Genomic DNA, 13206 nt, shown 5'->3' on the forward strand with positions numbered 1-13206 from the left:
GATCTAGCTTCTTGGGGAGGGGACAGTATGCAAGAGCTCGCTCAGCTCGGTAATCCCATAGGGCTTGGCAATAAAAGCGGCAAAGCCCATCTCCCTATAATTCAATGCCAGCTCCTCGGTGGAGGAAGCACTGCTTAATATCACTACGGCTTCAGGGTCTAAGGACAACAGCGCCTGTACTACCTCCCTGCCCGTCATTCCATTCGGGGCGGCAAGATCTATTATTACAGCATCAAATTTTCTGCCTTCCTGCAGCGCATTCCGGTAAAATTCAGCAGCCTGTCCATCGTTTTCAGCGCTTTCGGCTTCATAACCCAGGGAAACGAGCATTTCAACAACCACGGTTCGTACCGTCGCATCATTATCCGTCACCAGAACCCGCCCCTGCCCTTTGGCAGGAGGATAGGTCAAGGCATTCCGGTCTTCCCGCTCACATTCGCTCACCGGCAGGTAGACACAAAAGGTTGTTCCCGCATTAAGACGGGAATCAAAGGTTAAATACCCACCATGTTTTCTTATGATAGACTGGGAGGTAGCCAGCCCCAATCCGGTTCCGGACTCTTTGGTAGTGAAATAGGGTTCAAAAATACGGGCACGGTATTTTTCCGGTATACCTTTACCCTGATCAGCTATCGATAATAACACATACTTGCCCGGCGGCAAAGGAAGAACCTTATTGGTCTCCCTCAGGCTCAGGTTTTGGGCGGATATCCGGATTATGCCCCCGTCAGGCATAGCCTGAATAGCGTTTAAAACCAGATTATTCAGTACTTGACTTATCTGTCCCTCATCTATTTCAACATTCCATAATTTTTCCGGGATAAAGAACTCGCAACTGACATTGGAGCCACTCAGGGCAAATTTAACTGAATTGCGCAGAAGATTACTGGTTGATACCGTTTTTATTATAGGTTCTCCACCCCGGGAAAATGCCAGCAATTGCTGGGCCAACCCGCGGGCTTGTAATGTGCCCTTTTCCGCCTCCTCCAAAAATTCGCTGGTGGGGTCGCTTCGTGAACCTTCGGTTACCATGCGGGCCAAACTGATATTGCCGGCAATAACGGTAAGCAAATTATTAAAATCATGGGCCAGCCCGCTGGCCAGTATCCCCAGTGATTCCAGCTTGCTGGCCTTGATTAATTCTTCTTCAAAACGCTGTTTTTCCGTAATATCATGTAATACCCAAACCATGCCTTCATACTTATCCGACTCATCCCTTATCGGTGAACCTACAATATCAACGAGGCGCTCTTTGCCTTCACCTGTCACCAGAATATGATTGCGCACTTCCACTACGGCATTCTCTTTCAATCTGGCTTCGCCCCCTCCCTCCGGCGGGGGAACCTGCAATACTTCCTCCAGGTTCTTGCCCGGCAGATCGGCAGCATCTCTATCCAATATTTTCGCAACCATATCATTGCTGAGAACGATAACTCCATTCAGATCAGTGCTGATCACCCCTTCGCCTATGCTGCCAAGGGTTACTGCCAAGCGTTCTTTCTCCGCCGCCAATTCGTTTGTCCTCTGTTTAACCCTGTTTTCCAGCTCTTCATGGGCCTCTTTCAAATCGGCCATCAAGCCTGATATCCTGCAAGCCATGCTGTTAAATTCCCGCACTAATAAACCCAGTTCATCATTTCTCTCTTCCAAGTCAATTTCATGATAATTGCCTTCCCTGACTCTCCTTATGGCATAAACCGTCTTTTTCAAGGGGGAAATTATATCTTTATACAGCCTGTGGGTAGTAATATAAAATACGATAATAAGCACAACCACACCGATAAATAGTATTTTGTAATGGATTTGGGCCACATGATCGAGATTATTCAGGGAAACCCCGGCATCTATTGCCCCCACCTGCCTGCCTTCGCGGTCATAGTTGGGAACCAGGATATCAATGACTTGTTCTCCATGATGGGGAGAATCAGGTATATCCTGGTCGCGGATGTAAACTTGCTGCAAGCTATGGCCGTAGCGCGCACATGACAGCCTGCCCGAATCATTGAAGCTCATGCCTATCCGCTGGGGATCGCTGTGAACTATGGCTTGTCCATCACGATCCAATATAAGCAGATAGCTGATCTTAGGATCCAGTCTGACCATGGCGACTGCCAGCGCCTGGGTTTCTTCCTTGCTGAGCAGGGGAGCAACCTGTTGCAGGATATAAGCGCTGTCCCAGGCCTTGTCAATAATATCCTTCTTTTGCATAGGTATAGTCAGCAGGTTTACGGTCAGAAGAATATCTCCCACCATTACCACCGCCAGCATTGCCATAATGACGTATAATCTGGTTTTTATCTTCATTCATGGCACCGCCTTTTCTAGTTACAGGTCTATTTCGATATTTTTTTACATTATTCCTGCTTTTCTTTTAAGTTCTAACCCTATTTCAAGCCTGGAAATTTATTCTGGCGCAAAGCTTCGTACAGTATTATCGCTGCCGAATTGCTAAGGTTTAAGGATCTGCCGATATCCAACATGGGAATTCTAACCTGGTGCTCGCTATAACGTTTCAATATCTCTTCCGGCAGACCCCGGGTCTCGCAACCGAAAACCAGCATATCGCCAAGACTATACTCTGCTTCATAGCAGGTCCGGCTTGCTTTGGTGGTAGCCAAGTACATCCTTATATTCCTATAATGTTCCTCCAGTTCCCTAAAATTGTCCCATAATTTTACTTCCACTCTATCCCAATAATCCAAGCCCGCTCTTTTGAGATACCGGTCTTCAACGGAGAAGCCCAGCGGTTTTACCAGGTGCAAGGTTGAGCGGGTGAGAGCACAGGTTCGGGCTATGTTACCTGTGTTCTGGGGTATTTCGGGGTTGACCAGAACAATATGCATACAATCGACCTCCACTATGGTTGATACTAATCACAGATTAACGCTGATCCCGCATTGGCCCATTTTTCATCCGTGCCTGCTTGCGCCCACGGGTATATCCTGCGGCATATCCTTCCGCTATGTGCCCGGCAAGCCTTATAGCAGATTCTGAAGGGCACGGTGTTAATTAAAAAACAACTCTGAATAAATCCGTATTAATCTGCAGTTTCTTACCTTTATTTCTCATTTTTATTTCGCCCAAATTATACCTGACTTCATAGAACATAACAAACAACCGACAGGAAATACTAAGCCAAAAAGGGAAGGAGCAATAAATGTGTTTCAGCCGAAAATACTTGCCAGAACTTTTTGCTTAGTACTGATGAGCGTTTTTCTTTTTACCCTGTCCGGCTGTCAGCAGCAGGCCAAAAAGCCACCGGCCAAACCGGCCCGATTATCTGCCGAGGTAAAAAAGTATGGTGCCGAACCCAGCATAAGCCTATACCGCACTGCCAACGGCGCCAAAGAACAGTTGAAAATGGAAGAATATCTGAAAGGGGTTCTGGCTGCGGAAATGAGCAATAAGTTTCCTCTGGAAGCATTGAAGGCACAGGCCATAGTTGCCCGTACCATGACCCTGGCCCTGCTGGAATATGAAAACGGCACTCGGGCAAAACACGGAACTGATGCCAGTGATAATCACCTGGAATTTCAGCAATACAACGAGAAGCAGATTACCGATAAAATTTCACGGGCTGTTGATGAGACCAGAGGGCAGGTTCTGACTTATCAGGGTAAGTTTGCCTATGCCATGTTCCACTCCCTGTCCAAAGATAAGACTGCCAGTATGGCCGAAGGCTTCCCCAACCTGGCCAAGAAGGCCGGATACCTGGTACCGGTCAGCACCAACGGCGTAAAATATGCCCCAGCTAAATACAAATCCTGGACGGTGAAAATACCCCGCTGGGAAATTAAAAATCTTATGGGCAGTAAATCCGGTAATCTTGATGATCTCCGGGTTAGTAAACGGGGACCGTCAGGAAGGGCTACGGTCGTCACCGCTGGTAACGCTTCCATCAAAGCTGTCGATCTGCGCAAAGAAATCGGACCCGATCGCCTGTACTCGACTATCTGGAGCAGCGTAAAACCCCAGGGCAACTATATTGTTTTCAAAGGTTCAGGCTGGGGGCACGGGGTAGGTATGGAACAATGGGGAGCCTACGCCATGGCCAAGCAAGGCAAAACCGCCCGTCAGATAGTGGAACACTACTTTCCCAAGACGGCCTGGATTAGGTTGTACAAATAACGCCCTTTTCCATGCACGGAAACCCTTAGGGATACCCTCAAGGGCATACCCATAAGGCACAGGCAAGCAGGCGGGCAATCGCAGACGGAACAGATTAAAGCAACAATTAAAAACTGCCTGCGGTCAAAGCATCGGACCCAAAAGGGGTGTCCTCGTAGAGGAGGTTAAAAAACCGGTTTGGTATCTTTGCCTTCATTGGCAGCGGCAATGTAGATGCCGGTGAGGATGAGCAGACCGCCTAAAATCTGATACCATTGCAGGACTTCCCGGAAAAATAAATAAGCCAGTACAGTTGCCCCCACGGATTCGCCCAGAATAGATACGGCGACTACGGGGGCCTTTACATATTTTAAAGCCCAGTTGAGAATTCCGTGACCGGCCAAACCCGGACCCAGAGCCAGAAGGATAAAAAGCCCCCAATCAAGCAGCGGGTACCCGCTTAAGCTCAGACCGCCCACAAGGCAAACGGGAAGCAGAACCAATGATGCTATTGCCGACACTATAAAGGTATAACCCATAGCATCTATACAGGTTCGCATCCTGCGCCCGATTATAAAATAAATAGCCACAAATAGGCCGCTGGCCAGGGCCAGCATGTCGCCCAACAATTTGCCGCAGCGCAGGTCACCGTGAGCAATCAGGAGACTGCCGGCCAGAGCCAGAAATATTCCTCCCATAACGGGATAGGATAATTTTTCGCGCAGAAAAAATATAGAAAACAGAAATACAAATACAACCTGCAGGTTAGTAAAGAGTACTGAGCTGGAGATGCTGGTATAAGCCAGTGAACTTATCCAGAAAGCAAAATGCAGAGCCAGGAAAAAACCCGCTCCGATTATAAAACCAAATTCGCGCCGGCCTATACCAGCTATACTGCTTTTTAGCTTGCCGCCCCTGACCCCGCCTGCCAGCAGCGAGGTGAAAGAGACCCGATAAAAAGCGATTACCAGAGCCGGTGCAGTGCAGTACCTGATCATAATGGAAGAAGTGGACATAGCCAGGACAGCCAGGAATATGGACAGATATATAAAAGAGAGCCTCATGCTTCCGCGCCCAGATAAGACTGGATAACCCTCTCGTCGTTTTTAACTTCTTCCGGGCTGCCGTCGGCTATTTTACGGCCATAGTCCAGCACCGCAATTTTCTCACATATATTCATAACCAGGTTCATATCGTGCTCCACCAGCAATATGGTAAGATTCATGTCCTTCCTGATTTTCCATATCAAATCCATCAATTCGGTTTTTTCAGTGGAATTCATTCCCGCCGCCGGTTCGTCCAGCAGCAGCAGGGAAGGCTTTAAGGCCATAGCCCGGGCTATTTCCAGCCGCCTCTGCTCACCATAAGCCAGGTTGTCGGCATATTCCCATTTTTTATCATAGAGGCCGACCAAGTCCAGCAGCCTTTCAGTCTGCTCAATTATAGCCCTTTCTTCCCGGCGCTCACCGGGCAGGCCCAGCATGCACCCAAAAAATCCGCTCTTGCTGATACCATGGCTGCCCACCCGAACATTGTCCAGCACCGATAGCTTGTTAAACAGGCGAATGTTTTGAAAAGTACGGCCGATGCCTATACGCGCCACATTCCAGGGGGGCATATTATTGAGCAGATGGCCTTTAAAGATCACCTTTCCGCCGGTAGGCCGGTATATCCCGGTTATAATATTAAAAAGCGTGGTCTTGCCGGCGCCGTTAGGGCCAATAATGCCGAAAATCTGCTGTTCCTCCACTGCCAGATTGACCAGGTCCAAAGCCCGCAGGCCGCCAAACTCCTGGGTTATATCTTCTAATTGGAGGACTGCCATGAGCCCACCTTCTTTCTCTGTAGCTTTTTCCTGATATCATAAACCCTGACATCGCCCAACAGGCCGTTGGGCCGGAAAATCATCAATATTACCAGCAAGGCTCCGTAAAAGAGGAGCCGGTATTCCGCTACCACTCTTAACATCTCCGGCAGGAGGGTAAGAATGACAGAACCCAGGACCGTGCCCGGAATGCTTCCCATCCCGCCCAGGACCACCATATTGAGCAGTTCGATGGACTTCATAAAGCCAAAGTCCTGGGGGCGGATAAAATACATATAGTGGGCATACAGTCCTCCTCCCAGACCAGCCAGGAACGAACCGGCGGTAAAGGCCAGCACCTTCAGGCGGGTGGTGTTGATCCCGCTGGCTTCGGCCGCTATTTCATTCTCCTTGATAGCATAAAACGCCCTTCCTATACGGGAGTTGAGCAGCTTGGCGTTGAGTATAATTACTATGACGACTATTGACCAGACCAGAACGAAAGTGGTGTTCTGAGGGATGCCGGACAGTCCCACCGCCTTCCCCCCGGGCTCGAAGTTTAGGAAGAATACCCGTATGATTTCGGCAAAACCAATGGTAACCATGGCCAGGTAGTCGCCTTCCAGGCGCAGGGTAGGTATTCCGATGAGAAAGCCGAAAAGTGCTGCCACTACTGCACCGGCCAGCAGTGAAAAGAAAAAGGGGCTGCCCAACTGTATGGAGAAAATGGCTGACGTGTAAGCACCCAGACTCATAAACCCGGCATGTCCCATGGACAACTGCCCAGTGACACCCGTAATCAGATTAAGGCCCAAGGCCAGAATTATATTTATACCGATCAGCATCAGGATACGCAGGTAATAAGGGTCTATATACTGTGATAAGAATGCGTCCATACCAAACCTCACCTACACCTTTTTCGAAATCTTTTGTCCCATTATGCCTTGCGGACGGATAATTAAAACCAGAATCAGAATGCCAAAGGCTATGGCATCTTTATAGGAGGATGAAAGATAGGCTACTCCCATTATTTCCAGCACTCCCAGGGTAAGCCCTCCGATCATGGCCCCGGGTATGGAACCGATACCGCCCAAAACTGCAGCGGCAAAGGCCTTGAGTCCGGCCATGGTTCCCATGTAAGGCCACACCGCATTGTAATATATGCCTACCATTACTCCGCCGGCAGCAGCCAGAGCGGAACCTACCGCAAAGGTAAAGGAAATAATCCGGTTAACATTTATGCCCATCAGATAAGAGGCATCCAGATCCTGGGAGCAGGCCCGCATGGCTTTACCAATCCGGGTTTTCTGCACCATCACCTGCAACCCCACCATCAATAGAGCGGCCACTGCCAGAATTATGATCTGCAATGATGAAACCTGCAACGATCCCAGTTGAAAAGTCTCTATATTGATAATCTCAGGATAGCGGCGGGTATTGGTCTGGGCTATCAAGACCATCAGCGTGGATAAAAAGATGGAAACCCCGATAGCACTGATAAGAGCCGACAGACGGGACGATTTTCCCCGCAGGGGGCGGTAGGCTACTATCTCCACCAGCATACCCAGTACCATACAGAAAGCCATGGCCCCCAGCAACGCCACCCCGATATTAAGACCGGTATTGACCACCAGAAACAGCCCCACAAAGGCTCCGACCATATATATTTCCCCGTGGGCGAAGTTAATCAGCTGGATGATGCCATAAACCATAGTATAACCGAGGGCTATCAGGGCGTAGGTACTGCCCAGGGTCAGCCCATTGAGCAATTGTTGCCAGATCATAAATTTCCTCCCGTGCCGAATTTGAACTATACAGAGTTTAAGACAGGAAAACTTCTGCCTTAAACTCTGTATAATCCTGACAATGGCCCGACCTCAAACGGACGGGCCATCGCTTATAGTATAAAACATATTGCTACTGAATGTTTACCGGAATCTTGTCCAGCAATGTCAATTTGCCATCTTTTACTGTAATCAGGCAAACCGGGCTCTTGATTGGTTCACGGTTGGAGCGGAAGGTGGTATTGCCTGATACTCCAGGATAATCCTTAAGCTTGGCCAGTTCGCTTTTAAAGACCGAGGGGTCGGTACTGTTGGTGTCTTTCATAGCCTTGGCCAGAATCATAACGGCATCATAATACTGGGCTGAGAACATATCCGGCTCATCTTTATACTTGGCCCGATAAGTTTCCACGAATTTTTCCGTTTTCGGGTTGGACCCGTCGCCGCTGAAACTGAAACCGCAATAGAAAATAACCTTTTCTTCCACGGCCTTGCCGCCCAGTTTGGCCAGATCCTGACCATAGAGGCCGTCGCCGCCGACCAGATTAATATCCAGGCCCTGCTTCTTGGCTTCACTCATCAAAAGGGCCGCTTCCCGGTAATACCCGGTAAATACCAGAACATCCGGTTTGGCTTTCTTTATGTTGGTAATCTGGGCGGTGAAGTCCATTTCCTCGTCATTAATGCTTTCTTCAATGACAATCTTTCCGCCCTGCTTTTCTATCTCTCCTTTGAAAACGGGGGTCAATGCCGTGCTGTAACCGTTATTAAGCGAGGTAACCACTGCGAAGCTTTTCCACCCTTTGGTGTTCATCATCCAATCGACTACCAGAGGTACCGCCAGCGTATCCAACAGGGTATTGCGGAATACATAATCACCGATCTCTACCACATCAGTTCCCGTGGCGCCGGCGGAGAATATAACCGTTTTATTCTTCTGAGCAATCTCGGCAGCAATTTTGGTTAAACCGGTACAAGGGTCGCCCACCATGGCTACAACTTTATCCCGGTTAACATATTTGTCAGCTATGAGGGCTATCTCAGAAGAATCGCCCTTATTATCCAGGTAAATCCCCTTAACTTCTTTGCCCAGTACGCCGCCGCCGGCATTTAGTTCTTCAATAGCCATTTCCATACCTTTTTGGCCGGGGATGCCGTAGTTGGCTACTGAGCCGGTCGTAGCCCCCAGAAATCCCAGCTTGATAACATTCTCGTCCTTGGCCTTATCAGAAGAACTATTGCCCCCACAACCCGCAGCCACAGAAAAAACCATCAAAAGGCACACCAGTAGTGCCCATTTAGTTTTACCGCGAAATTTCAAAATGCTTATCCTCCCTTACCTATCTGATAAATATACTAAGACCTTATGTGAAAGACACCCCCAGTCATAGTAAAGTATAACAGTTTATATATTCCTTTTTACAGCATAAAATCCTTCAATATAATAAAAAAACTGCTAAACCGGGAATGAATGTCGGGACTGGAATACGTGAGAGGCAATCTCCCTGGTTATATAAAGGGAGCCAGGGGTATATCACTGTATTCCCCGGCCTGCATGAAGAGCTGAACATTGGGGTCATGGCGATAATCCTCAATTAATTCCTTGAACATCAGATCGAAGCTGGTAAGACCATATTCAGGAGACGTTTGCAGCAGTCCCCTTTCTTCGGCGAAAAGCTGGGTAGCAGCGGCGCCTGTCCAACTGAGGGAATAGATAAGCTGTTCGGTCTCGCCTGCCAATTTGCAGCACAGGTAAAACCGGCATATAAGTGAGCGCACCGGGTAGACGGTACATAGGTTGTTCTGCAAAAAAATACAGGGATTAGGCTGCATCCGCAGCAAACCTGCCTTGAGCTTTTCTTGCTGAAAATAGCGGGCAACAAACTGAGGATAGTCGAGGCGGTTCAAAGCCGCCATTTTTTTGAAAGCAATCAGGTCGGGAATCACATAGGCGGTATTGCAGCAGTTTACCTTACAGGCCCGGCAGGCATGGTGCTGGCCTTCAGCATAAAGCTTGCGGAGTTTTTCGTCATCGCATAGGGGCTGCCAGGCATCGAGCAAATCCTGCAGAGTAGCATTATCGTCATTTATATGGACCTTTATGCCATGGGTTTCATCCTTTTCGCCGCAGCATATCTCAACTTTGCTTATTCCCATATTACATCCTCTTTAATAACCCGGGCCGGATTTCCCCCCACCAGGGTACGGGGCGGCACATCCCGGGTTACTATCGCATTATTGGCTATTACTGCTCCCGCGCCTACCGTAACCCCTTTAAGAATGACGGCCCGGCAGCCAATCCAGACATGATCATTAACCGTGATAGGAGCTATCAGGGTACGCGGTTCTTCCCCCCGGACAGCAAAGGGATGAGAAGAAGTATCCATAAAAAGCACATGCCAGCTGATGGCACAGCCCTGACCAATCCGAACTTCCCTTACCGCCAGGATATTGGTGCCATCACCCAGATAGGTATTATCACCAATATACACCCGGGCCTTTTCACCGGTAGAAATACGCACCCTGCGTTCAATCAGCACATTGTCACCAACATGCACTTCGGCGCCCTCACCCAGAAAAAAATAACCCGGATTGCGTCCGCGGAAGTTGTTGCCGCAACTGGTTAATTTCCGTTTAACCAGCCAGGTAGTGTAACGATCGCGAAGATTATCAAACATCCCCCAACCAACCCCCTTGTTTGAGAAGCGGTAAGTGAGAAGTTAGAGGTTGGAACTATTCCCCCAAGCTTCTCCTCTACCCGTATGCTGCTGATTCTGCTTAAGCATCTTAATCGCGTTCCGAGCGAGGTCGTCACAGCGCTCGTTCCAGCGGTCACCCGAATGGCCTTTAACTTTCTCTATTCTTACCCGATTCCTTTGCATCTGGTCAAGTAAGGCTTTCCACAGATCCTGATTGGCAACCTCCTCTTTTTTGCTGTTTTTCCACCCGTTTTTTGTCCACTTGCCTATCCAATCCTGGCGGAAAGCATTGACTATATAGGCGCTGTCCGAATATACGACTACGTTCCAGCCACTGACCTTAAGCGAACTTAGAGCCTGTACCACGGCTGTGAGCTCCATGCGCTGGTTGGTGGTTTTTTCCTCCCCCCCGGAAATCTCCTTCATTTTATCCCCATAAAAAAGAACAGCCCCCCATCCGCCTGGTCCCGGATTTCCGGAGCATGCTCCATCAGTATATATGGTTATTTCTTTCATCAATTGTCTACTCCTTCTCATGGCGGGGATTGGCTTTAACTATTTCCATGGCCTCGGTTAAAGCCACCAGTAAAGCAACATTCATACCTCGGTCCAGGGAACCGGCTTTTATCAAGACCTCACCCTTTTTAGTGGCTGCATAATGAGGGCTTAGCCGGTTTAAGGCATAGGCTGCCATGTCCGCGCGACAGCAGTCGCAACGGCACATGTCCGGTTGCTGGTCTAGCATGGATTCCATTACTTCCCATACCATTGTTTCCACTACATTGGTTATTTTCAACACAGCTGGCACCACACATTCAAAAAATTAATTCTACGACACCCGGACATGTTTCAATAATGCTGAATATAAGTTAAATACTGCAAAAAGGGAAAAAAATCCTTCATTTTAAAAAAATTCTATACTGAAAAATCCCCTTGCGGGGATTAATCAGGCTTCGGAAACCTTTTTATCGGTACTGTCCGCTTGTTTAATATAACCACCCACATCACCATCCAAAAGGGCCTGGTTATCCTTTTGCCTTTCTTTATTAAGGGCTCTGGCCCGCTCCTTGATCTGCTTGCTGTCAGTGCTATAGAAGCCCGACCCTTTAAAGACGACCCCTACGTTCTTGCTGATAATCCTCTCAGCTTTACCACCGCAGGTGGGGCAGATTTCGAGCGGGGTTTCGCTAATCTTCTGCAGTTTTTCAAACTCCCCGCAATTCTCACACCGGTACTCATAGATAGGCACAGTCCTCAACTCCTAAGCGTTTATACTTACAGGATACCTAAAAAACATAATATCTGCTTCCTTGATTACACATGACGGGATCATATCCCTGCAGAGGGCGGTTATTATAAATCCGGCTGAATTTTATCCTGAATAATTATACACCAGTTAACCAATAAATTAAAAACAGTATCATAATTATACGTTCATTATGCTGAAGTAAACGATAAAGGCCATTATCCCATTCCACACTCCATGAGCCAGAGCTGAAACCAATATACTTCCGCTTTTTTCATATATATAGCAGAGGACTACGCCCCCTGCCGCCAGTGGAACAGCTCTCCATAAATCCCAGTGCACCGCTCCGAAAAGCAGGCCGGCCAATATCGCTCCCCAAAAGGTTCCCAGATGCGATTTAAATACCGGGTAAATCATCCCCCGGTAATAGAGCTCTTCCGAAACCGGCGCCAGCACCGATCCCATTATCAGCAAAATTATAAAATCCCCCCAATTGCCAGCCGAGCGCAGCATCTCCTCGAAAAGCTGGGGTTTCACATCCGGGTTAAACTGGTTAACAATCAAGCCCAGACCGATAACAAAAATCATAAGCAAAAATCCGCCCAGAAGCCCATAGCGAATATAATTCCCGCCCCTGACGTTTCTTACCCCCAGGTCACTGAGCCGAGCCCGATTTAAAACCAGGGTAAACACCAGTACCAGCAATACCGTAACTGCAACCTGGAAAATATAAGCGATAGTAAAAAAAGCCAGGGTCGTATCGCCGGCTCCAGTCCCTGCCAGCCAGGCTTTTATACCACCGGAAAAGCGGCCGAAAATCAACCCCGCCGCAATTATACCTATATAAACCGCCGCGATCTCCAGCAAACCCCAGCGCGGTTCTGCCATCTGTTCCATATACGTTGTCCTCCTTAGTCCTTTTAATTATACATCAGATCCAGAAGACTTGGGAAAACCATCAAGATTCCCGGAAGGAACCGGCGGAAAGGAAGTGGAGCCGGGTAAGGCAGAAAAGGCGAAATTAATGCTTTTATTATACCGATAACGGGAAATACTAGTTTCAGACGCAAAAAACGGAGGGTTGCCCGTATGCCGCCATTGCTATATATTATCCTGCTCTGTGCAGTCTTGTTTATCATGCTTTATTGGGTCTTGTCCGCCACCGGCCCGAAGGAACGCCGCCTCCGGTTTAAAATACCGCACCGGGATATGTTCTCCTGGGAGTCAGCCCAGGAATTATTCAAATACCTGGAAACGGAAGAATTCTACCTGCCTGCTGACAGCATCAAGCTTCTCGCAACTGACTCCGGGCATTTGCGGGCTTACTGGCGTATAAGCCCGGGCAAGTGGCAGAAAATATTAAAACAGCTTGGCAGCAGAGCCCAAGGCAGGGAACTGATATTGCGTATACACCAGGGCGGAACAAACCTTAATCTCCCGGATGTCCCGGTTAAAAAGCCGATCGGCAGTTATGACTGGGAAGCTAAGGCGGAACCGGGCTGCTGCGCAAGTCTGGGTATTACCGGCAATAATTACACTCCCCTGATCATCTCCGATAAACTGTAG

The 13206-nt window shown here is 48.5% G+C and carries 15 protein-coding genes; 2 read left to right on the forward strand and 13 right to left on the reverse strand.

The features are described from left to right. Window positions 1–3: 3 nt before the first annotated feature. Both ACU70B_RS12815 and ACU70B_RS12820 read right to left on the reverse strand, forming a co-directional pair. Entirely contained in the window at window positions 4–2304 is a 2301-nt protein-coding gene (locus ACU70B_RS12815; protein WP_447183909.1) for an ATP-binding protein, read from the reverse strand. Window positions 2305–2384: 80 nt separating this feature from the next. Next, window positions 2385–2843 carry a tRNA (cytidine(34)-2'-O)-methyltransferase gene (locus ACU70B_RS12820; RefSeq protein ID WP_447183910.1) on the reverse strand — a complete coding sequence of 153 codons (459 nt, stop codon included), beginning with the start codon at window positions 2841–2843 and terminating at the stop codon, window positions 2385–2387. A gap of 316 nt (window positions 2844–3159) precedes the next feature. Here ACU70B_RS12820 and ACU70B_RS12825 point away from each other — a divergent pair, with 316 nt between their 5' ends. Further along, entirely contained in the window at window positions 3160–4128 is a 969-nt protein-coding gene (locus ACU70B_RS12825; protein ID WP_447183911.1) for a SpoIID/LytB domain-containing protein, read from the forward strand. Between the two features lie 164 nt (window positions 4129–4292). Here the strand turns inward: ACU70B_RS12825 and ACU70B_RS12830 are convergent, their stop codons facing one another. The 11 genes from ACU70B_RS12830 to ACU70B_RS12880 all read right to left on the reverse strand — a co-directional run bounded on the left by ACU70B_RS12830 (window position 4293) and on the right by ACU70B_RS12880 (window position 12537). Beyond that, entirely contained in the window at window positions 4293–5171 is an 879-nt protein-coding gene (locus tag ACU70B_RS12830) for a DMT family transporter (RefSeq protein WP_447183912.1), read from the reverse strand. Continuing rightward, window positions 5168–5932, reverse strand: coding sequence for an ABC transporter ATP-binding protein (locus ACU70B_RS12835; protein ID WP_447183913.1), 765 nt, complete (start codon window positions 5930–5932; stop codon window positions 5168–5170). Before ACU70B_RS12835 ends, ACU70B_RS12830 begins: the two co-directional genes overlap by 4 nt. After that, window positions 5914–6807, reverse strand: coding sequence for a branched-chain amino acid ABC transporter permease (locus ACU70B_RS12840; protein ID WP_447183914.1), 894 nt, complete (start codon window positions 6805–6807; stop codon window positions 5914–5916). Before ACU70B_RS12840 ends, ACU70B_RS12835 begins: the two co-directional genes overlap by 19 nt. Window positions 6808–6819: 12 nt before the next feature. Beyond that, a complete protein-coding gene (locus ACU70B_RS12845; RefSeq protein WP_447183915.1) occupies window positions 6820–7695 on the reverse strand; it encodes a branched-chain amino acid ABC transporter permease in 876 nt (291 codons plus the stop codon). A gap of 133 nt (window positions 7696–7828) precedes the next feature. After that, window positions 7829–9016: an ABC transporter substrate-binding protein gene (locus ACU70B_RS12850; RefSeq protein ID WP_447183916.1), complete on the reverse strand. Its 1188-nt coding sequence runs from the start codon at window positions 9014–9016 to the stop codon at window positions 7829–7831. Between the two features lie 188 nt (window positions 9017–9204). Next, on the reverse strand, window positions 9205–9852 hold the full coding sequence (locus ACU70B_RS12855) for a YkgJ family cysteine cluster protein (protein WP_447183917.1): 648 nt from the start codon (window positions 9850–9852) through the stop codon (window positions 9205–9207). Beyond that, window positions 9843–10373, reverse strand: a complete 531-nt coding sequence (locus ACU70B_RS12860) for an acyltransferase (RefSeq protein ID WP_447183918.1) — start codon at window positions 10371–10373, stop codon at window positions 9843–9845. The genes ACU70B_RS12855 and ACU70B_RS12860 overlap by 10 nt, the downstream gene beginning before the upstream one ends. A 42-nt stretch (window positions 10374–10415) precedes the next feature. Next, on the reverse strand, window positions 10416–10910 hold the full coding sequence (gene rnhA / locus ACU70B_RS12865; protein ID WP_447183919.1) for a ribonuclease HI: 495 nt from the start codon (window positions 10908–10910) through the stop codon (window positions 10416–10418). 7 nt (window positions 10911–10917) lie between these two features. Further along, window positions 10918–11190 carry a late competence development ComFB family protein gene (locus tag ACU70B_RS12870; protein WP_447183920.1) on the reverse strand — a complete coding sequence of 91 codons (273 nt, stop codon included), beginning with the start codon at window positions 11188–11190 and terminating at the stop codon, window positions 10918–10920. Window positions 11191–11340: 150 nt separating this feature from the next. After that, entirely contained in the window at window positions 11341–11643 is a 303-nt protein-coding gene (locus ACU70B_RS12875) for an FmdB family zinc ribbon protein (RefSeq protein WP_447183921.1), read from the reverse strand. A 177-nt stretch (window positions 11644–11820) separates the two neighbouring features. After that, window positions 11821–12537, reverse strand: a complete 717-nt coding sequence (locus ACU70B_RS12880) for a CPBP family intramembrane glutamic endopeptidase (protein ID WP_447183922.1) — start codon at window positions 12535–12537, stop codon at window positions 11821–11823. 192 nt (window positions 12538–12729) lie between these two features. On the opposite strand from ACU70B_RS12880, the gene ACU70B_RS12885 reads away from it, so the two are divergent. After that, window positions 12730–13206 carry a hypothetical protein gene (locus ACU70B_RS12885; RefSeq protein WP_447183923.1) on the forward strand — a complete coding sequence of 159 codons (477 nt, stop codon included), beginning with the start codon at window positions 12730–12732 and terminating at the stop codon, window positions 13204–13206.

The organism is Syntrophomonas curvata, assembly GCF_052976825.1.